The organism is Pseudoprevotella muciniphila, from assembly GCF_003265305.2.
GTDB lineage: Bacteria > Bacteroidota > Bacteroidia > Bacteroidales > Bacteroidaceae > Alloprevotella > Alloprevotella muciniphila.
On sequence record NZ_CP033459.1, the window covers coordinates 2,859,723 to 2,881,722 of the forward strand.

General features: G+C 45.6%; 14 protein-coding genes. 13 read left to right on the forward strand and 1 reads right to left on the reverse strand.

Features of this window, described 5'->3' with window-relative positions:
- Positions 1 to 259: 259 nt before the first annotated feature.
- The 13 genes from C7Y71_RS11520 to secA all read left to right on the forward strand — a co-directional run bounded on the left by C7Y71_RS11520 (position 260) and on the right by secA (position 20,826).
- Positions 260 to 2,491: a peptidylprolyl isomerase gene (locus C7Y71_RS11520; RefSeq protein WP_111899141.1), complete on the forward strand. Its 2,232-nt coding sequence runs from the start codon at positions 260 to 262 to the stop codon at positions 2,489 to 2,491.
- Positions 2,492 to 2,560: 69 nt separating this feature from the next.
- Complete coding sequence (gene mfd, locus C7Y71_RS11525) at positions 2,561 to 5,941, forward strand: transcription-repair coupling factor (protein WP_111899140.1); 3,381 nt, start codon at positions 2,561 to 2,563, stop codon at positions 5,939 to 5,941.
- 112 nt (positions 5,942 to 6,053) lie between these two features.
- The gene (locus C7Y71_RS11530) at positions 6,054 to 7,232 is read left to right on the forward strand and encodes an ATP-binding protein (protein WP_111899139.1); all 1,179 of its coding nucleotides are present in this window, start codon (positions 6,054 to 6,056) and stop codon (positions 7,230 to 7,232) included.
- 32 nt (positions 7,233 to 7,264) lie between these two features.
- Positions 7,265 to 9,379, forward strand: coding sequence for an SEL1-like repeat protein (locus C7Y71_RS11535; RefSeq protein WP_111899138.1), 2,115 nt, complete (start codon positions 7,265 to 7,267; stop codon positions 9,377 to 9,379).
- A 242-nt stretch (positions 9,380 to 9,621) separates the two neighbouring features.
- Complete coding sequence (locus tag C7Y71_RS11540) at positions 9,622 to 11,130, forward strand: P-loop ATPase, Sll1717 family (RefSeq protein WP_111899137.1); 1,509 nt, start codon at positions 9,622 to 9,624, stop codon at positions 11,128 to 11,130.
- 126 nt (positions 11,131 to 11,256) lie between these two features.
- Positions 11,257 to 12,243: a site-specific tyrosine recombinase/integron integrase gene (xerA, locus tag C7Y71_RS11545; protein WP_111899136.1), complete on the forward strand. Its 987-nt coding sequence runs from the start codon at positions 11,257 to 11,259 to the stop codon at positions 12,241 to 12,243.
- A gap of 1 nt (position 12,244) precedes the next feature.
- Positions 12,245 to 12,769, forward strand: coding sequence for a restriction endonuclease subunit S (locus C7Y71_RS11550; RefSeq protein WP_193215925.1), 525 nt, complete (start codon positions 12,245 to 12,247; stop codon positions 12,767 to 12,769).
- A gap of 45 nt (positions 12,770 to 12,814) precedes the next feature.
- Positions 12,815 to 13,318 carry a restriction endonuclease subunit S gene (locus tag C7Y71_RS11555; RefSeq protein ID WP_111899134.1) on the forward strand — a complete coding sequence of 168 codons (504 nt, stop codon included), beginning with the start codon at positions 12,815 to 12,817 and terminating at the stop codon, positions 13,316 to 13,318.
- 136 nt (positions 13,319 to 13,454) lie between these two features.
- Positions 13,455 to 14,804 carry a glucose-6-phosphate isomerase gene (locus tag C7Y71_RS11560; protein WP_111899133.1) on the forward strand — a complete coding sequence of 450 codons (1,350 nt, stop codon included), beginning with the start codon at positions 13,455 to 13,457 and terminating at the stop codon, positions 14,802 to 14,804.
- 259 nt (positions 14,805 to 15,063) lie between these two features.
- Complete coding sequence (locus C7Y71_RS11565) at positions 15,064 to 15,792, forward strand: HAD family hydrolase (protein WP_111899150.1); 729 nt, start codon at positions 15,064 to 15,066, stop codon at positions 15,790 to 15,792.
- The gene (locus tag C7Y71_RS11570) at positions 15,789 to 17,042 is read left to right on the forward strand and encodes a lipoprotein N-acyltransferase Lnb domain-containing protein (protein WP_146739481.1); all 1,254 of its coding nucleotides are present in this window, start codon (positions 15,789 to 15,791) and stop codon (positions 17,040 to 17,042) included. Before C7Y71_RS11565 ends, C7Y71_RS11570 begins: the two co-directional genes overlap by 4 nt.
- Complete coding sequence (locus tag C7Y71_RS11575) at positions 17,039 to 17,392, forward strand: hypothetical protein (protein ID WP_111899131.1); 354 nt, start codon at positions 17,039 to 17,041, stop codon at positions 17,390 to 17,392. The genes C7Y71_RS11570 and C7Y71_RS11575 overlap by 4 nt, the downstream gene beginning before the upstream one ends.
- A gap of 125 nt (positions 17,393 to 17,517) precedes the next feature.
- Positions 17,518 to 20,826 (forward strand): preprotein translocase subunit SecA, encoded by a 3,309-nt coding sequence (gene secA, locus C7Y71_RS11580; RefSeq protein ID WP_111899130.1) that lies wholly within the window; start codon positions 17,518 to 17,520, stop codon positions 20,824 to 20,826.
- Between the two features lie 150 nt (positions 20,827 to 20,976).
- Here the strand turns inward: secA and C7Y71_RS11585 are convergent, their stop codons facing one another.
- Positions 20,977 to 21,996: an NAD(P)H-dependent glycerol-3-phosphate dehydrogenase gene (locus C7Y71_RS11585; RefSeq protein WP_111899129.1), complete on the reverse strand. Its 1,020-nt coding sequence runs from the start codon at positions 21,994 to 21,996 to the stop codon at positions 20,977 to 20,979.
- Positions 21,997 to 22,000 lie beyond the last annotated feature (4 nt).

The window sequence follows — 22,000 nt, forward strand, 5'->3', positions numbered from 1 at the left end:
AAGAACAAGAAGACATCAGCATTAGGTACCGTCGTTAACTTCGAGTGAAGCGATAACTTCAATAACTTCGCTAACTTCAAAAAGAAAGAGGGAACTTGAATGAATATCTGTTGTGCAAATCACAGGAATATAGCACTCATGATGCCGCAAGAAAATAAATTTATTAGAGGATAGACGTTGTTAGATATTTTTTTTCTAACTTTGCGCGGCAAAAATGTATTGACACAAAAATACTGATAATAAATAAAACAAAATACTAATGGCAGCAATTCAAAAAATTAGAAGTCATGGCACCATTTTGATGATTATTCTTGGTGGCGCTCTGTTGTTGTTTATTGTAAGTTCTGTTATTACAAACTTCAATATCTTTAGCAACGCAAACGAAGTAGGAAGTGTAAACGGAAAATCGCTCGACGCCCAGACCTATCAGAGGCGTGTGGAAATTCTTTCCGAAGAATTGAAGACCCGTAACACTATGCAATCAGGCAAGGAGACTGCTCTTTCAGACCAAGAGATGTCCACCGTCAGAAACTATGTCTGGCAGGAATTCTCTACCAGTCAGGTCATCAAGAAGGAAGCCGGTAAAGCAGGGCTTTCGGTATCAGATGAAGAACTTGACGATGTGCTCCGTACAGGACAGGCACAGTGCATTCAGTTGTTCTGGCCGCTCGTAGCACAATTCGGTCTTGGCGACCAATATAATTTCCAGGCGCTCAAGCAGTTCATCGGCGAGAAAGACAAGAACATGCAGCAGATTGCACAGAGTGGCAATGCCGATGCGATGAACAAGTATGCAATGGCTATAGAAGCCTGGGATCTCGTAGAAAAGGACTTTTTGCCAAACGAGATACTCTTGCAGAAACTCAACACGCTCATGTCGATGAGTGTTGTTTCCGATCCTATATCTGCAAAGTATGACGCAGCACGTCTGAGTGATGCCATCGATGCACAGATTGTAGCAATTCCGGCTTCCACAATCGACGATGCCAAGATTCAGGTGTCTGAAGCAGAACTTCAGGCTGCATACGATGAACTGAAAGAAATGTTCTATCAGAACGATGAAACACGCGACGTTAAGATTATCGACGTGAACGTTGTTCCCAGTCCGCAGGATATGGCATCGCTCAAGAAGGACATGGAAGGCAGTGCACAGCAGTTGGCTACAGCCACCGACATCAACAATGTTATCGGTACGGCTTCTACTATTCAGTACACCAACATGCCTCTGACAAAGGCGTTCTTCCAGAGCGAAGTGCCCGATGTAGCACAGCGTCTTGATTCCGGTGCAACAGGCAGTGTTGTGGCGCCTTATATTTCAAAGGAAAGAGACGGCTCTGACGTTTATACCACATTCAAAGTTGTGGCTAAGGAAGAACTTCCTGACTCCATCCTCTACAGTGTGATTGTACCTCGTGGCAAGGACCTCGATAGCCAGAAGAAATCGGCAGACAGTATCTACAAAGCCATTGCAGGCGGTGCCGACTGGGCAGCGCTTTCCAAGAAATACAATCAGCAAGGTGCAAAATCCGACAGCATCTGGATGACTTCAAAGATGTACGAGCGTTTCGGTATGTCGGCAGAAGAAGTGAAGATCAACACAACGCTCAACACTACTCCGGCAGGCGAATTCACAAAGATAGAAGGAGATGGTGGCGACATGATTGTCAAGATTCTCGACCGCAAGGCTATGCAGACGAAGTACAACGTAGCCATCTATCGCAGGAACGTGGAGTTCTCTGACAAAACTTCCGACACAGAGCAGTCGAAACTCAATGAATTCCTTGCCAAGAACCAGAGCATCGATGCCATCGTGAAGAACGCTCCGAAGAGTGGTTACAAGGTGCAGGACTATGATGCCTTGTCTAAGTCAGGTGTCGTAAATCTCGTAGCCGGTATCGGTAATGCCCGCGACGTGGCAACATGGATTTTCGACGATGCAGAAGCAGGCGAAGTTTCGAAAGTGTATGAAGTAGGTTCTAAAAACGACCACCTCGTACTTGCTATGGTAACGGGTGTGAACAAGAAAGGTTATCTGCCCATCGACAACCCGGGTGTAAGGAAGCAACTCACTGCTTACGTCAAGCAGCAGAAGAAGGTTCAGCAACTGGCTAAGAATTATGGCAAGATGTCGTTTGAGCAGGCTTCAGCCGTTGCAGGTGCCGTAACCGACACTATCGCTAACGTCAACGCTTTCGCCATTTATCAGGGCGGTGTGATGGCTCAGAAGGTTGGTACTCCGGAGGTGAAACTTGCCGCTGCCATCTGCAAGACCGCAGTCAGCAAGACAGCCGTTGTAGAGGGAACCGGTGCACTCTATTTTGTAAAGGTGCTCACTAAGAAGACCACCAAACACACCGACGCCTTTGCACAACTTATCGGTGCTAACATCGCCCAGAGCATGTTGGTAGGCGGACAGCAAGGTGGTTCACCACTGTTGACAGCCCTCATCGAGAAAACCAAGATGGATAACAACCTTTATAAGTTCTTCTGATTAGCAGTGAATTTATAATGCAGCATAATGGGCCGCGCATTCGCGCGGCTTATTTTTTAAGAGAGACGTATGATTATAGGAGAACTGAAAAATCTGTATGCCAAAAGCCCCAATGTCGCTGCACTGGTGCGTGAACTGTCGAAGAAGTCGCGCAAACCGGTGTTTTGCGAAGGCTTGAGAGGCTCGGCTTCGGCATTCTTTTTTGCTACGCTTCTTGAGAGGAATATACCTGCAAAGCCCTATATCTTCATTCTGAACGATGAGGATGAAGCCGGATATTTCTATCAGGATATGGCAAAACTCGCTGATGAAAATCATATTCTCTTTTATCCGTCGGCATACAAGCGTGCTGTGAAATATGCCCAGCGCGACCCTGCCAACGAAATACTCCGCACAGAAGTTCTTGAAAGGATTTCAGGCAAAGTGGAGTCGCCGCTTTTCATTGTAACACACCCTGTTGCACTCACAGAGAAAGTGCTGCCCGGAAACACCATAAACGACCATCTCGTAGCCCTTAAGGTGGGCGACAGTCTTGACCTCACAGAACTCGCGAAACGTTTGTCAGAGATAGGTTTCAGGCGTACAGACTATGTGTATGAACCCGGTGAGTTTGCCGTGCGTGGAAGCATACTCGACGTGTATTCTTACGATTCCGGACTGCCTTACAGAATCGATTTCTTCGGCGACGACATCGAGAGCATCAGAACATTTGAAGTACAGTCGCAGTTGAGCAGTGAAAAAATGAACGAGGTGAAACTCATTGCTGCCATTGCAAGTGAGCCTCATGCAGGAGTGCCGTTTTCCGACGTCGTGCCTGATGAGACCGTGATATTCGTGAAGGACTTAGCACTCATCGATAATACGTTTCGTAGAGTTTACAATGAAGGATTCTCGCGCCAGGCAGCATTGAGCCGCGACGAAGGAGAGACGGAACTCGACAAGGAAATGCTCCTTGCTGACCCCGACACGCTGATGAACAAACTGTTTGCATTGCAGCGTGTGGAGTTCGGACTCAAACCATTCAGTGAGTCGTCGTCAAGGCTGAAGTTCAGCGTTCAGCCGCAGCCCGTCTATCATAAAGACTACGACTTGCTCTTTCATTCGCTGTCTGATTTCATTACGAGCGGCTATCACATTTATATGTTAGCCGATGGCGAAAAACAGAACGAGCGCTTGAGGAATATCCTTTCAGAGAAGGCGAAAGCCGACTTTATGCAGGTGGATTTCACACCAGTATCCGCAACTGTTCACGAGGGTTTCTCTGATGGCGACCTTAAGGTGTGCTGTTTTACCGACCATCAGATCTTCGACCGCTACCACAAATACACCCTAAAGAACGAAAAGGCGCGAAACGGCAAGATGGCACTCACGCTGAAGGAGTTGCGCCAGTTCTCTGTTGGCGACTATGTGGTGCATGTGGATCATGGCGTGGGGCGTTTCGGCGGCCTGATTCGTATGCCCAGCAGCGACGGAACGATGCATGAGACCATAAAAATCAATTACCTCAACAATGATGTTATCTATGTTTCCATACATGCGCTATATAAGATAAGCAAATATCGCGGTCAGGATGGCGTACCACCTAAAATGAATAAACTTGGTGGACGTGCATGGGAAAATCTCAAAGAAAAGACCAAGAAAAAAATCAAGGACATTGCCCGCGACCTGATAAAACTCTATTCCGAACGTCGTGAGGCAGAGGGCTTTGCCTTTTCCGGTGATAATTACCTGCAACATGAACTTGAGGCAGCATTTACCTACGAGGACACGCCCGACCAACTGCGCGTGACCAACGAAGTGAAAGCGGATATGGAACGCAGGCAACCGATGGACCGTCTTGTCTGTGGCGACGTAGGATTCGGAAAGACGGAAATAGCCATCCGCGCCGCGTTCAAAGCGGCATGCGACTCAAAACAAACCGCCGTATTAGTACCTACCACAGTCCTTGCCTTGCAGCACTACAAGACCTTTTCCGAGCGGCTAAAGGATTTTCCTGTTCGTGTGGATTACCTGTCAAGGGCACGTACCGCAAAACAAACCACCGAGATACTCAACGACCTTAAGAGCGGTAAGATTGATATACTTATAGGCACACATCGGTTGATAGGAAAATCTGTGAAATTCAAGGACCTCGGACTGCTCGTTATCGACGAAGAACAGAAATTCGGTGTGGCAGTGAAGGAGAAACTGCGCCAGATGAAGGTCAATGTCGATACGCTGACCATGTCGGCAACACCTATACCGCGAACACTGCAGTTCTCGTTGATGGGTGCGCGCGACTTCAGTATGATTCAGACACCACCACCAAACAGGCGGCCCGTAAGAACGGAAATTCACAGTTTCGACCACGAGGTGATAGCCGAAGCCGTCAATTTTGAGATGAGTCGCGGCGGCCAGGTGTTCATCGTGACCAACCGCATAGCCGCACTGCCGAACATCAAGATGCTCTTGCAGAAATACGTTCCCGATGCGCGCGTGGCAATAGGACACGGACAAATGCCGCCCGAAGCACTCGAAAAGACAGTGCTGGGATTTATTAATTATGAGTACGACGTTTTGCTCTCCACCACAATCGTGGAGAATGGGGTAGATATCCCGAACGCTAACACCATCATCATCGATGCAGCACACACTTTCGGTCTGAGCGACCTCCATCAGATGCGCGGACGCGTGGGCAGGAGCAACCGTCAGGCGTTCTGCTATCTTCTTGCACCGCCGATGTCATTGCTCAAGGACGATGCCCGCCGCAGGCTTCAGGCGGTAGAATCGTTCAGCGACCTCGGCAGCGGTATCAGTATCGCCATGCAGGACCTCGAAATACGTGGCGCAGGAAACCTCCTCGGTGGCGAGCAGAGTGGTTTTATAGCCGATTTGGGTTTCGAAACCTATCACAAGATACTTTCACAGGCGGTAACAGAACTCAAGAACGACGAGTTTGCAGAACTCTATGCCGAACAGGCTGCCACGAATGTGGAAATAGCGGCAGAACTCTTTGTGGATGATTGTAACATAGAGTGCGACTACCACGCCTATTTCCCCGAGACATATGTGCCGGGTGCGGCAGAGCGTATGCTGCTCTATCGTGAACTCGACAACCTCTCAAAAGACGAGGAACTGGAAGCGTTTAGGCAACGCATGAACGACCGTTTCGGACCACTCCCCGTGGAAGGCGAGGAACTCCTGAAAATCGTATCGCTTCGCCGTCTGGGGCGCCTGTGTGGTGTAGAACGGCTTATCTTGAAGAATGGCAAGATGACGATGTATTTCGTACAGAACAAAGACAGCATCTTCTATCGCAGCAATGCCTTCAACAGTATCATAGATTATGCCATGTCGAATGTGAAACGGTGCAAACTTGATGAACATGCTGGCAAGCGACTGATGACTGTTACGGATGTGCCCACTGTCGCGCAGGCAGTTGTCGTTCTAAAGAGTATTTTGGGCAAGTGATACCGTTTAGATTGTTGTTTTTCTTCGTTTTTTTGATTTATCTTTGCTGAAATAAAATAAAATCATACCTTTGTGGACAAATTTAAAGTCAAACTTTAAAATTGTCCAAACAATGCGCAAGTCTTTTATAGACAGACATTTATCAACTTCCATTTCCGAGGCTCTTCGCTATTTGCCTGTTGTTACACTGACCGGTCCGCGCCAGTCCGGCAAGACAACTCTGTGCCGTGAGAAGTTCCCGGAATTGCCCTATGCCAACCTGGAGGATGCAACTGTGATGGACGAAGTAAATGCCGACCCTAAGGCGTTTTTGAACAAATACCCACAAGGTGCTATTATTGATGAAGCACAAAACTATCCTCAGTTGTTCTCCTATTTGCAGGTACTTGTGGACGAAGACCGTTTTCAAGGACGAAACGACCGCCGATTCATAGTTACAGGCAGTAACAATTTTACGTTAATGGAGAAGATGTCGCAATCCATGGCGGGACGCACGGCAGTAATGACACTTCTGCCGCTTTCAACACAGGAAATCCTGAACTATGTACCACAAGCGAGCGCTTCACAACTGATACTAAACGGAGGTTTTCCTGCTATTTGGACTGCCGATGAAAGGGGTCGTTCTTTGCAACTGTCTAATTATTACACCACCTATATTGAGCGTGATGTCAGGCGACTGATAAATGTGGTAAACCAACGTGCGTTCCAGACATTCATTCGTTTGTGTGCCGGACGTATAGGACAAGAATTCAATGCGTCTTCCATCTCCAATGAAACAGGGGTGAGTGTACCCACAATAAAAAACTGGTTGAGCATTCTCAATGCGTCATACGTGATTCATCTCTTGCAGCCTTATCATGCCAACATCAGCAAGCGGCTCACAAAGACACCAAAATTATACTTTTACGACACAGGGCTTGCTGCCTTTCTGCTTGGCATCAACACCATCGAACAACTTGATACGCACCCTTTGCGTGGCAACCTTTTCGAAAACATGGTGGTCAACGACTTTATAAAGCACGGCACCAATGCAGGGCGTGAAGAATTCCTGTCGTTCTACAGGGACAAGAGCCAACACGAAGTAGATATCATCCGTACGCTCACAGACAAGGTGGAAGCCTACGAAATAAAATCCTCGCAAACTTTCCATACCGACTTCTTCAACAATCTCAACTATATCCGCCCACTCTTGACAGAAAAACTTGTCAAAACGGCGGTTGTTTACGATGGCAATCAAGAGAACGCACAGGCAGAAAATGCTTTCCTTAATTTCAGGCATATATTTGATTAAATAAATCTCTAACACAATAAATAACCTACATCATGAAAAGAATCTTTATACTATTGACATTTGCTGCACTTTCGACGAATGTGCTTGCGCAGAATAACGCATCACATCGGGTAGATTCCCTTACCGCACTTGCCAATCAGGGATATGTAGATGCCATCCTTGAATTGGGCAAAATGTATTTCTATGGCGAAGGTGTGCAAGTAGATAACAATAAAGCCTTTGAATACTTCTCCAAGGCGGCATCGTTTTTGAAAGAAGCGGTGTATTTTTTAGGAGTATGTTATAATAATGGAGAAGGTGTTGAGAAAGATACTATTAAAGCCTTCTCACTTTTTGAGGAGGCACTACCATGGGTGATGGAAGAGGCTGAAAAAAGTAATCCGGATGCGCAAAGAATTTATGGTAAATATTTCTCGAACGGCTGGATTGTTGAAAAAGATAAAACTTGTGCTGTGGAATGGTACCGCAAGGCGGCAGACCAAGGGAATGCACAAGTACAACTCAATCTTGCAGGCTGCTATTACAATGGAGAAGGTGTAACACAAGACTATACCGAAGCTGTGAAATGGTTGCGCAAAGCAGCAGAGCAAGGAAATGCGAGAGCACAATATAACATCGGTTTCTGCTGTTACAATGGCGAAGGAGTAACAAAAGACTATACTGAATCCGTGAAATGGTGGTGCAAGGCTGCAGAGCAAGGACTTGCCGAATCACAAGGCGCCCTCGGTTTCTGCTATTACTATGGCAATGGTGTTACACAAGACTATTCCGAAGCCGTGAAATGGTACCGCAAGGCGGCAGAGCAAGGAGATGCACAAGCACAATACAATCTTGGTGAGTGCTATTACAACGGAGAAGGAGTTACAATAGATTATACGGAAGCAGTTAAATGGTATACTAAGGCTGCAGGGCAAGGATTATCAAATGCACAGTTTAAACTCGATTACTGCTATAAGTATGGTAAAGGCGTAAATAAAACAGAAGCGATTACGTGGTTTCGCAATGTAGCAGAGCAAGGAGATGCAATGACACAATGCGATTTCGGTAATCGCTATTTCAATGGCGATGGAGTTCCACAAGATTATGCAGAAGCTGTGAAATGGTATCGTAAGGCTGCAGAACAAGGCTTTGCAGAGGCGCAATACAATCTCGGTAAGTGTTATGCCAATGGCAATGGTGTTTCGCAAGACTACGCAGAAGCTGTGAAATGGTATAATATGGCCGCAGAGCAAGGAAATGCAGAGGCACAATGCAACATAGGCGCCTACTATTATGGTGGTCTAGGTGTGTCTCAGAGTTATACTGAAGCAGTTAAATGGTTCCGCAAGGCTGCGGAGCAAGGATATGCATTGGCACAAGTACTTCTCGGTGTCTGCTATGAAAATGGACAAGGTGCATCTCAAAGTTATACTGAAGCCATGAACTGGTACCGAAAGGCTGTGGAGCAAGGGAATGCGTTTGGACAAAATGCTCTTGGATATTCCTATGAAAACGGCAATGGTGTTTCTCAAAGTTATGCCGAAGCCGTGAAATGGTACCGCAAAGCGGCAGAACAAGGAAATGCAGATGGGCAGTGCAAACTTGGTTGGTTCTATGCTAATGGTCAAGGCGTGTCACAGAGTTATGCCGAAGCCGTGAAATGGTACCGCAAATCGGCAGATCAAGGAAATGCTTTTGCGCAATATAGTCTTGGATATTCCTATGAAAATGGCAATGGTGTTCCTCAGAGTTATGCAGAAGCCTTTAAATGGTACCGCAAATCGGCAGAACAAGGAAATGCTGATGGGCAGTGCAAACTTGGTTGGTTCTATGATAATGGTCAAGGCGTGTCACAGAGTTATACTGAAGCCGTGAAATGGTATCGCAAGGCGGCAAATCAAGGTAATACTTCTGCACAATTCAGCATTGGATGTTCTTATCAAAATGGTCAAGGCGTACAACAGAATTATGCCGAGGCTTTCAAATGGTGGAAGAAGGCGGCAGATAATGGTCATGCTGGGGCGCAATGTAACGTCGGGTGGTGCTACGAACATGGAAAAGGCGTCAAGCAAGACAAACGCATTGCCATTGTGTGGTATAAAAGTGCGGCGAAGAATGGTGATGAAGTGGCAAAGGAGAACTTAAGAAACTTAGGCGAAAGTTGGTAGGTCGTGTTCTTTTAATCAAGAAATCTTCAAGTAGTAAGTTTTCGCTGCTATGTTCGTGTCATCGCCAAGCGAAGCAATGGCAAAAATTCAGGATAGAGCGACGAAGTTCGTTAAATCTGTGTCTTTCGCGTTAAAAAACATAAAGATTGATAAAAGATGAAAATCAGAATTTGAACTTCGCAAATCAATTGAGGCTATTGATAAAGTAATCAAAAGTTTAATCAACTAAAATTTATAAAGATATGGCATTTTTCAATAAAAACAAAACAGATCGTCATAATAGTGGGAGAACTACAAGATGGGTTTCCTTAGGGAAAACAGAAGCTGAAGGAGAGAAGGATGGTCTCAAAAAATATTATGATGACATCCTTCACATTTCAGATGCCATTTATGATGGTAAATTTATTATTACAGGAAGAAAAGGTGTTGGAAAATCTGCATATGTGCAATATTTGATGAATAATTCAGAGCACGAAAAAGATTTATTTTGTAAAGTAATTACAAATGATGCTATCGATTTAGAAAAAATCATACAGTCAGTTCCAGAAGGAGTAGGTAATAGAGATGAAATTGTTTATGAATGGATTATTTTAACAGGATTTGTTCAACTTATCTTACAATCAGAAATCGGAAAATATACAAATGAATATAATTCATTAGAGAAATTTCAAAAAAAGAATAGCGGGTTAGTTGACGTTGAAAAATGGATGGTGTTAGAAGAAAACGTTAAAGATGGGTATAGTGTAAATTTCTCTTCACTACTCATAAAAGGCTTCTCAACCTTTTTTTCAAAGGACTTCTCCCAGAAAACAATGAGAGCCCCATTTTATAAGCTAATACATCCTCTACGAGAAATACTTGCTAAAATGTTTGGATTTCAGGTGTATGAGAATTGTGATTTTGTACTTATATTTGATGATTTAGATGTAAACTTTAATCTTAATGATATTAACCACAAAAGAAGATTATTGTCTTTATTGCGTATCACAAAAAAATATAATACACAGATATTTACGAATAAAAATGTACGCGTTTTAAATATGCTGAGAGACGATATTTCAGCACAACTGGATGGGGTGTCTCCAGATAAAAATAAAGCTTTTAGTTCTTACGAATATAATTTGAATTGGTATGACTTTGATAAAAACGGCCAAGAAACTGATACGGGCTTAAGAAAATTCATCAATAAAAGAATAAAATTCGCTTTTGATGACTTTAAAATACCTTACGACAGAATAGATCCTTGGCAGACGCTTGTGCAGAACGACGCAAGCGAAGCATATAGGGGAAAAACAGCTTTCAAATATATATTAGACTTTACATTCTATAGACCAAGAGATTTAGTTGCCTTATTTAGAAATATTTCTGATAAATATTACAAGATGCCTTTATCTCCTCAAGATATTAAAACTCTTATCAAGGAATATCTGCCATGGAATATTGCAGAAATCAAAGATGAACTATCTAATTTATATAATACGATGGAAATTGAAAAGATATTCCATGTATTCAGAACAATGGCAGTTCCAAATTCGCAATGGACTTATTCTTCAATTTTAGAAATCTTTACAAATGAAGGTCTTTTAGAGAAGGATTTTAATAAAATGGTAGAATATAATTTCATTATACCAAAGTCTGAAACTAATTATCAATACTTTTCATATCGAGAAAAACCAAGAATAAGCAGAGCTGATAATTATTTTTATTGCTTGCCAAAATGTATATACGAATACTATAATGACAATATCTAATAAATTTATAATATTGGATTTGAACTTCGTAAATCGATTGATGCAATAGATGCTGTTTTAAAAAGCTTGATAAACAACTGATAATACTGAAGGTCACGTTAATTAAATAAACAAAGCATATAAAGTATGATTGACAATTTAATTAATGAAATAGAACAGGCAATGCTCAATGTTCTTGATAACGAGCAGTTAAGCCAGTTGCGAAAGGTGCTCGATTACACTTTCCGCAATGTTTCCGTGACCAAGAAGGAATCTGTACACACAGAAAGTAACAACCAGGCTCTTATTGACAATTTCATAGCTGCTAAAAAGGTGGAGGGGTGTTCAGATAAGTCTATCTCCTACTACAAGAGCACCATCAATAATGCGCTATTGAGGATTGAGAAAGAAGTTGTGCATATCACCACCGATGACCTACGAGGCTATTTGAACCAGTATCAGGAAGAAAGTGGTGCAAGTAAGGTGACGGTTGACAACATCCGTCGTATTCTTTCAAGCTTCTTCTCATGGTTGGAAGAAGAGAACTACATAGTTAAGAGTCCTGTACGCCGAATCCACAAAGTAAAAGTCGGTAAGACCGTTAAGGAAACCTATACTGATGAAGCCTTAGAGCAGATGCGCGACCATTGCTCCAATATACGTGACCTTGCTCTAATAGATCTGCTCGCTTCCACAGGAATGAGAGTAGACGAACTGGTACGGCTCAACAAACGTGATATTGACTATCAGAATAGAGAATGTGTTGTTACGGGTAAGGGCGATAAGCAACGAAAGGTTTACTTCGATGCTCGTACCAAGATACACCTTCAGAAGTATGTGAATAGCCGTACTGACACAAATGATGCGCTCTTTGTGTCATTATTGGCCCCAAATAACCGCTTAGAAATAAGCGGTGTAGAAATCCGTCTGCGACGACTTGGACGAGAGTTGAACATACCTAAAGTTCACCCTCACAAGTTCCGTCGTACTCTCGCTACAATGGCAATAGATAAAGGCATGCCCATCGAGCAAGTCCAGCATCTTTTAGGCCATCAAAGTCTCGATACAACATTGCAGTACGCAATGGTGAATCAGAACAATGTTAAATTGTCTCACCATAAATTCATTGGATAGTATGTCGCAATTTATCGAGATGTTCGGCAAAGCTACTGAAAGGGTCGAATTATCTTCTTTATGCGATACATTCATTGATGGGGACTGGATTGAAGCAAAAGATCAATCTGATTCTGGAATAAGACTAATTCAGACTGGAAATGTTGGCGTGGGCGAGTATAAAGATAAAGAAGATAAAGCCCGATACATAAGTGAGGAAACCTTCACTCGCCTCAATTGTACTGAGGTTTTTGAAGGAGATATTCTGATCTCACGTTTGCCCGATCCAGTGGGTCGTGCATGCTCTATCCCAGGAGGTTTGGGCAAATCCATTACAGCCGTTGATTGTACAATTATAAGACTCAACGAAAAGGTCTTGCCCAAGTACTTCATTTCGTTCACTAACACTCCTGATTATGCGATGCAGATAAAGAAAGTTCTCAGTGGCACTACAAGACTTCGTGTTAGCAGAGCAAATCTTGGTAAAATCCAAGTTCCTCTCCCTTCTAAGGACGAGCAACAAACATTTGTAGAGATAGCAGATTAGGCCGATAAATCAGAATTTGACGGGTTCAAATCGCAATTTATCGAGATGTTTGGGAATCCTGTTTCCAACAATAAAGGATGGAATACCTTACCTATCAAGGATGTTGCTCCAGAATCTCCAAGCATAGAAAAGCAAACAGGGAAAGTGTGGATTCTGAATCTTGACATGATTGAGAGTAATACAGGCAAGGTCGTTGAAAAAGTCTTTGAAAACGACTCGAACTTGTTGTCTGTAGCCCCATTTGATGAAGGGAATGTACTATACTCAAAATTGAGGCCCTACCTCAATAAAGTAGTCATTCCAGACGGGAAAGGATATGCTACAACAGAACTCGTTCCACTCCGTCCGAATCAGGAATTGCTTAATCTCACATTCTTTAGTCATTTGCTTAGAGGAGATGATTTCGTTACTTACGCTAACAGTATATCGACTGGAACCAAAATGCCAAGAATGCCCTTGAACGATTTAAGAAAGTTCCAATGCATTCTTCCTCCTATAGAGAAACAAAATGAATTTGAAGAGATTGCTCATCAGGCCGATAAATCATAATTTATAGAACACCCCTAAAATCTACACAGTTCAAGGTTGATCACTTTGTTTGTATACAAGATATTGCCCCCAAACCACTTTCATTCCCACGGATTTTCGTAACTTTGCAGTTTGAAAGAAATAACAAATACGCTATATGGAATTTATTAAATTAGACATGAGTGCAACGGTGCCGTTCCTTAGTGCTGGAGCAGTGGAAAAATTAGAGGAAAAGGCACTTGCTGCCCGTATGGCATTGGAGGATGGTACCTGCAAGGGCAATGACTTCATAGGTTGGCTGCATCTGCCTACATCCATCAGTGCAGAATTCATTGCTGAAATCAATGAAACCGCCAAAGTGTTGCGCGAGAACTGCGACACGATCGTTGTGGCAGGTATCGGTGGATCTTATCTTGGTGCAAGAGCCGTGATCGAGGCACTTGGCAACAGTTTTGCCTGGTTGGCTAACAAGGGCGAAAATCCCAACATCCTCTTTGCAGGAAACAACATCAGCGAAGACTATCTTGCTGAGATGACGACTTACCTTAAAGGGCAGAAATTCGGCGTTATCAATATCAGCAAATCCGGTACTACCACAGAAACAGCACTGGCTTTCCGCCTGCTCAAGAAGCAGTGCGAGGAACAGCGTGGCAAGGATATGGCGCGCAAAGTCATCGTTGCCATTACGGATGCCAAGCGTGGTGCTGCCCGTACCACAGCCGACAAGGAAGGCTACAAGAGTTTCGTTATTCCAGACAACGTGGGCGGTCGTTTCAGTGTGCTTACCCCGGTAGGCCTGCTTCCCATTGCCTGTGCAGGCTTCGACATAGCCGAACTGGTGCGCGGTGCACAGGACATGGAAAAGGTAACGGCTCACGACGTGCCATTTGCCGAAAACATTGCCGCACAGTATGCTGCCGTTCGCAATGCACTCTATCAAAGCGGGAAGAAAATAGAAATCCTCGCCAACTACCAGCCAAAACTTCATTCGATGAACGAATGGTGGAAACAACTCTACGGTGAGAGCGAAGGCAAGGGCGGCAAGGGCATTTTCCCCGCAGCAGTTGACCTGACCACCGACCTCCACTCCATGGGACAGTGGATACAGGACGGCGAGAGAACCATTTTCGAAACAGTAATCTCTGTAGAAAACGCCGAGCACGAACTCCTCTTCCCGCATGACGAAGAGAACCTCGACGGACTGAACTTCCTCGAAGGAAAACGTGTGGACGAAGTCAACAAAATGGCAGAACTCGGCACACGCCTCGCTCATATCGATGGTGGTGTGCCTAATATCCGCATCATCATGCCTCGACTCAATGCCTACTATGTGGGACAACTCATCTACTTCTTTGAAGTGGGATGCGGCATCAGTGGTCAGTTGATTGACGTCAATCCGTTCGACCAGCCGGGCGTGGAAGATTACAAGAGAAACATGTTTGCCCTCCTCGAAAAGCCCGGTTATGAGGAAGAAACAAAAGCCATCAAGGCAAGACTGAATGGTTAGGAATTTCAAGTGTCGCAAGTTTATGCTTGAAGTTAACGAAGTTAGCGAAGTTAAAGAAGTTAACGACGATACGTTGGACCAATAAAATACCAAAGAAGAAAAAGAAAACATCAGCGTTAGTAACGTCGTTAACTTCGAGCGAAGCGATAACTTCAATAACTTCGATAACTTCAAAAAAAGCGGCAACTCCGATAATTCCGAGCGTAGCGATAACTTCAGAAAGTTTATTAAGAAATAAGTGAAGACAGTTTCAGAGGACATAATCAGGAACAGCATATCACATTATCTGAAAAGAAACGGCTTTGACGCGTTCTCGCCCAGAGCCGTGCTTTTCGATATGGATGGCGTTCTTTTCGACTCCATGCCCCTTCATGCCAATTCGTGGGCAAAGGTTTGTACCGAATTTGGGTTGTCAATGACTCCGACTGAGGCCTATATGCACGAGGGACGCACAGGCGAATCGACCATCAACATCCTCTCTATGCGCGCCCGAGGACGCAAGGCTACGCAGGAAGAGATTGAGGCCATCTATGCAGAGAAATGTCGCCTGTTCAACTCACAGCCCGAAGCGCCGAAAATGCCTGGTGCAGAGCAGACGCTTGAGCATGTAAGGGACTGCGGCATGAACATCCTGGTCGTAACAGGCAGCGGTCAGCAGTCGTTGCTTGAAAGATTGAACACCAACTATCCCGGTTTCTTTGCCTCAGAGCGTGTAGTTTCGAGCAAGGACGTTAAGCATGGCAAGCCCAATCCCGAACCCTATCTCAAAGGCCTGGAAAAGGCGCAAGTGGAGCCTTGGGAGGCTATAGTTATAGAGAACGCACCACTCGGCGTGAAAGCAGCAGTGGATGCCAACATCTTTACCATTGCAGTAAATACCGGTCCATTGCCCGACAGTGTGCTTCTCGAACAAGGTGCCGACATGGTTCTCGCCAGCATGGAAGAATTGGCGCATAATATCAAACATATCATAAATACACAGCGTTGAATTTTCGTATAGTCATATTGCTCTTAGCCATCCTCTTGATGCCGATGCATGACATGGTTGCGCAAGAGACGTCCGAGCCCGACAGTGTGCTTCATATCAGTCTTCTGACGAGTGCGCCGGGCCCCGACATACATGAGGCATACGGACACACGGCTATCAGGGCACGCATCTCCGGCACAGACTATGACTGGGCATTCAACTATGGCGTATTCACCTACGAGGAAAGCCTTTTCTTCTGGCATTTCATTTTGGGAAAGGCGGAATTCATGTGCTGCGCCTTTCCTACAGATATTTATTTGGAGGTCTATGCGAAGGAAGGCCGATGGGTGGACGAGCAGGAAATCAATCTTACAGAGGAGGAGAAGTATGAACTGCTCAGATTGCTTGAAATCAACGTGTTAGACAAGGGATGGAAGTATCAATACAGTTTTCTTTATGATAACTGCACAACCCGTGCCTACGAAAAGATTGTAGAGGCAGTAAGCGGGAATGTGGTTCTGCCCAAGGAAAACAACAGCAAGACATTTCGTGAGTTGCTGCATGAATTTGCCGGTCCTGACGAATGGTCCGGTTTTGCTGCCGACCTCGTGATGGGGAACGAAGTGGAACAGACACCGTCAGTCAGGCAAATGATGTTCTTGCCGATGTATGCAGAGAGCACCCTCGACAAAATCAAAATACAGAATCCTGATGGCAGTGTGCGTCCTTTCGTGAAGTCGAAAGAGCGTCATCAGCCTGTAGCGAAGGGCGACAGAAATCTTCTGCCTTTCCGTCCTTTACATTTTGCCGTGCTTCTGCTCATTGCGGCAATAGCCCTGACGATGTATGAAAAGTGGAAGAAGACTTATGTCAAGTGGTTTGACGTGGCTCTGATGCTCTTTCAGGGCTTGTTGGGTGTCATTGTCATGATACTTCTTCTGTTTAGCCATCATCCTGCGGTAAGCAGCAACTGGAATGCACTTTGGCTGAACATTCTGCCGCTTTTGGCGCTGCCATTTATGTTCAGGAAGAAAAAATCAGTCATTTTGACCGTCCTGTTTGCCATAATTATTGTACTTTTACTCGCATTTTTTGTGATAGGTGCGGCAGGCGTGCAGGAAATACCCCTTGCAGCATACCTTTTGGCACTGACTTTGCTGATAAGATATACCAATGCGTTTCTCCTCGTGCGTAACAGTCCGGCTAAGGAAACGGCGCAAGTTGAAGAAAAATCATTGCCTAAGAAGCATAAAAAGAATAAGAAACGTTGAAACAGCATAGCGATACGGCATATAAGACGACAGACCACCTTGGCAAGAACCTCATCTGGTCCTTGCTCACTGTGGTTGCTGCGCTGTCATCTCTCGAAGTGGCAGCCCATCCTGCCGGTGTTACCTATGAAAAGACGGATGCTGCAATCGTGGTGCAGCAGTTGGCTGTCCAGATAGCGAGGTTTGAACAAAACGCTCAGACCAAGCGTGTCGTCGTGCCGGCAGATTATATGTCGGTAACATCGTTTGAGAATGCTGTAACCAGGAATAGCAGACAAACTCTTTATGAAACAGATTACGTAACCCCGATAGTATCTCCATCGCTGAGGATACGTGCACCCAACGTTTGATTTATTTTTTTTACCGACGTATCTGGCGCGTCAGTGTAAAGATGGTTAATGTTGCGATACCTTAACAGACCAAAGCCAGAAATAAGTCAGAAAATCATCATCAATTCTAAATCAATACTCCTAAAATGGGACTAAATAATATCTTAACGAAACTTTTCGGAAACAAGTCAACCCGAGATATGAAAGCCATCCAACCCTGGGTGGAGAAAGTAAAGTCGGTCTATGACGAAGTGGCAGAACTTGACAATAACCAACTTCGCGAACTCACAAAGACCATACAGCAGCAGGTGCAAAGTTCTGCCGACGACATACGCGAAAAAATCACAGCACTCAGAGAAAAAATAGAAGGTACACCCATCGAGGACAGGGAAGTCATCTTCAACCAAATCGACAAACTCGAAAAGGACGTGCTCGAGCGTTATGAAGAAGAACTTGAGGCTGTGCTACCGCATGTTTTTTCCATCGTGAAAGAAACGGCAAAACGCTTCACTGAATCGGAAGACATCATTGTGGATGCCACAGACTTTGACCGCGAACTTGCAGCCACTCACGACTTTGTTGATATCGAGGACGACAAAGCCATCTATCATAACCACTGGGTGGCAGGCGGAACGGAAATTGTCTGGAACATGGTTCACTACGATGTGCAACTCTTTGGCGGCGTGGTGCTCCACCAAGGTAAAATAGCCGAAATGGCAACAGGTGAAGGTAAGACGCTCGTTGCAACTCTGCCAGTGTTCCTCAATGCACTGACCGGCAATGGTGTACATGTGGTAACGGTGAACGACTACCTTGCCAAGCGCGACTCCGAATGGATGGGACCGCTTTATATGTTCCACGGACTCAGTGTGGACTGTATCGACAAGCACCAGCCCAATTCCGAAGAGCGCCGTCAGGCTTATCTTGCCGACATCACCTTTGGTACGAACAATGAGTTTGGTTTCGACTACCTCCGCGACAATATGGCGATGAACCCCAAAGACCTCGTGCAGCGTATGCACAACTATGCCATTGTCGATGAGGTGGACTCCGTGCTTATTGACGATGCACGTACGCCGCTCATCATCAGCGGACCGGTCCCCAAAGGCGATGACCAACTCTACGAAGAGTATCAGCCGCTTGTGGAACGCCTCGTGGCCACACAGCGTAAACTGGCTACCGACTATCTCGCGGAAGCCAAGAAACTCATTGCTTCTGAAGACAAGGAAGACGTGAAAAACGGTTTCCTTCAACTGTTCAGAAGTCATAAGGCACTCCCCAAGAACCGTCCGCTCATCAAGTTCCTTTCAGAGCATGGTATCAAGTCGGGCATGCTCAAGACAGAGGAAATCTACATGGAGAACAACAACCGCCGTATGCCTGAGGCTACCGACCCGCTGTACTTCGTCGTTGACGAGAAGCAGCGCAGTGTGGACCTTACCGACAAGGGCAACGCGTGGCTGGCAGAACAGGTAAAGGACGACCAACTCTTCGTCCTTCCCGACATCACAGCAGAGATGTCTGCCCTCGAAGCAAACAAGAAACTCTCCGATGAAGAGCGCCTGCAACGTAAGGACGAACTCATGTCTGAATATGCCATCAAGAGCGACCGCGTACACACCATCCTCCAGTTGCTCAAAGCCTACACGATGTTCAATATAGATGAGGAATACGTCGTACTGGACGGTCAGGTAAAAATCGTTGACGAACAGACCGGACGTATCATGGAGGGACGTCGTTGGAGCGATGGTCTGCACCAGGCTGTTGAGGCAAAAGAGCACGTGAAGGTAGAAGCCGCTACTCAAACCTTTGCCACAATCACGCTGCAGAACTACTTCCGTATGTACCACAAACTTGCAGGTATGACCGGTACGGCTTCTACCGAGGCAGGTGAGTTCTGGAACATATATAAACTCGATGTCGTAGAAATTCCCACCAATCTGCCTGTTATCCGCAACGACATGAACGACCGCGTCTATAAGACCAAGCGTGCCAAGTATAAGGCAGTAATCGCGGAAATAGAAAGTCTTATCGCTCAAGGTCGTCCGGTGCTTGTGGGTACGACAAGCGTTGATGTGAGCGAATTGCTCAGCAAGATGCTCAGTATGCGTAAGATACCACACAAGGTGCTCAATGCCAAACTCCACCAGCAGGAGGCAGAAGTTGTGGCACTTGCCGGTCAGAAGAGTAGTGTGACCATTGCGACCAACATGGCAGGACGTGGTACCGACATCAAACTCAGCGAAGAAGTGCGCAAGGCTGGTGGTCTTGCAATTATTGGTACTGAACGACATGAGAGCCGGCGTGTGGACCGTCAGTTGAGAGGTCGTTCAGGTCGTCAGGGCGACCCGGGCTCGTCCGTTTTCTTCGTGTCGCTCGAAGACAACCTTATGCGCCTCTTCGCCAGTGAACGCATTGCCAAGGTGATGGACAAACTTGGATTTAAGGAGGACGATGTCATCGAAGCAAAGATGATCAACAACAGCATAGAGCGTGCCCAGAAGAAGGTGGAAGAAAACAACTTCGGCATCCGTAAGCGTCTGCTCGAATACGATGACGTCATGAACAAGCAGCGAACTGTTATATATGAGCGACGCCGCCATGCTCTCATGGGAGAACGCATCGGTATGGACATCTCCAACATGATTTGGGACCGTGTGGTCAATATCATCGACAAAAACGATTACAAGGGTCAGAAGGACCAGTTCCTTGAAATTTTCTATATGGAAATACCATACACAGAGGGAGAACTTGATGCAGAAAAGCGAGATGATCTCTACGAAAAGTGTTTCCAAATAGCCATCGACAAACTCAAGGAGCGTACGGATGAACTCGCAAGGGTGGCATTGCCCGTCGTAACGCAGGTGTATGAGAATCAGGGCGATATCTACGAATACATCCTCATACCTGTGAGCGATGGCAAGTTGGTTTACAACATCAGGACTAATCTGAAGGAGGCTTATGAAACAGAGTGTAAATCGCTTGTGCGCGATTATGAGAAGGCTATACTGCTTCGCAACATTGATAATGGCTGGCAGGAGAACCTGAGATTGCTTGACGAACTCCGACACAGTGTTCAGAATGCTTCATACGAGCAGAAGGACCCGTTGCTCATCTTCAAACTCGAGAGTGTGAAACTTTTCGACACGATGATTGACGAAATCAACAACGAGACTGTTTCGTCGCTGATGCGAGGACGTATTCCGACGCAAGTGGAGAATGATATCCGCGAATCTAATGAAGAGGAAGATCGCCCCAGGACGCAATACACCGAGAGTCATGGTGATGACAGCGAAGACGCCCGCCGTGCGGCACAGCGTCAGGCTGCCGGTCAGGACACGCGCGAGCGTCAGCCCGTCAAGCCTATAGTAAAGGACAAGATGCCCGGCAGAAATGACCCATGTCCCTGCGGAAGCGGCAAAAAGTTCAAGCATTGCCACGGCAAAGGGCTTTAACTGCCTTTATTCTTTAAAACAACAAACCGATGCATTACTAATCTGATGCATCGGTTTGTTGTTGGGGTCTGTACGGGAATGATGTGGATTTTCTGCAGCGCAATTTTACACTCATCGAGTGCAATTTGTTTTTTTAGACTACAAATGGTATTACCTCAGCGATTCTGTCAGCAACTTGATCTCAATCTTGGGTGAGATGCGTTCGTAGAGTATGTTGTAAACCGTGTCGAGAATGGGCATGTTCACGTGGTAGTGCTCGTTGATGTATTTCATGCACTTTGTGCCATAATAGCCTTCGGCAATCATTTCCATCTCCATCTGCGCCGATTTTACGCTGTAGCCACGTCCAATCATCGTGCCGAACACCCTGTTGCGCGAAAAGTTGCTGTAACCTGTAACCAAGAGGTCGCCCAGATAGACACTGTCGTAAATGTTTCGCTCAATGGGATACACGGCGCGCAGGAAACGATTCATTTCCTGTGCCGCATTCGCCATCAGTACAGATTGGAAATTGTCGCCGTATTTCAGACCATTACAGATGCCTACTGCTATGGCATACACGTTCTTCAGTACGCTGGCATATTCTATGCCTATTACGTCGGCAGAAGTCTTCGTTTTCACGTAGTCCGACGTAATCATATTCGCCAAGAGTTGTGCACGTTCCAGGTCGGCACAACCTACAGTCAGATAGGTGAGCCTGCCCAGAGCCACCTCTTCGGCATGGCTCGGACCGCCCAGTACGGCAAGGTTGTCGTCGGGCACATTATATACCTGTCGGAAATATTCCGAGCATACCAGGTTATCGTCGGGGACGATACCCTTGATGGCTGTAACGATAATCTTGTTGCTGATGCGTACGCGGAGTTTGCGGAGATGGTTCTTCAGATAAGGCGACGGTGTTACGAAGATGAGTGTCCTGCAAGCATTAGCCACCTCGTTGAGGTCGCTTGTAAACGTAATTCTGCTTGTGTCGAAGCGCAAGGAAGTGAGATACGATGGGTTGTGCTCCAAACGCTTGAAGTCTTCTATCGTCTCGGGCCGGCGCATATACCAGTATATGGATGGTACACATTCGAGCACCATCTTGGCTATTGCTGTAGCCCAACTTCCACTGCCTATAACGGCAACGGGGGCTAATGAGGAATCTATGCCGGGCACGTTTTCTTCCATCGCT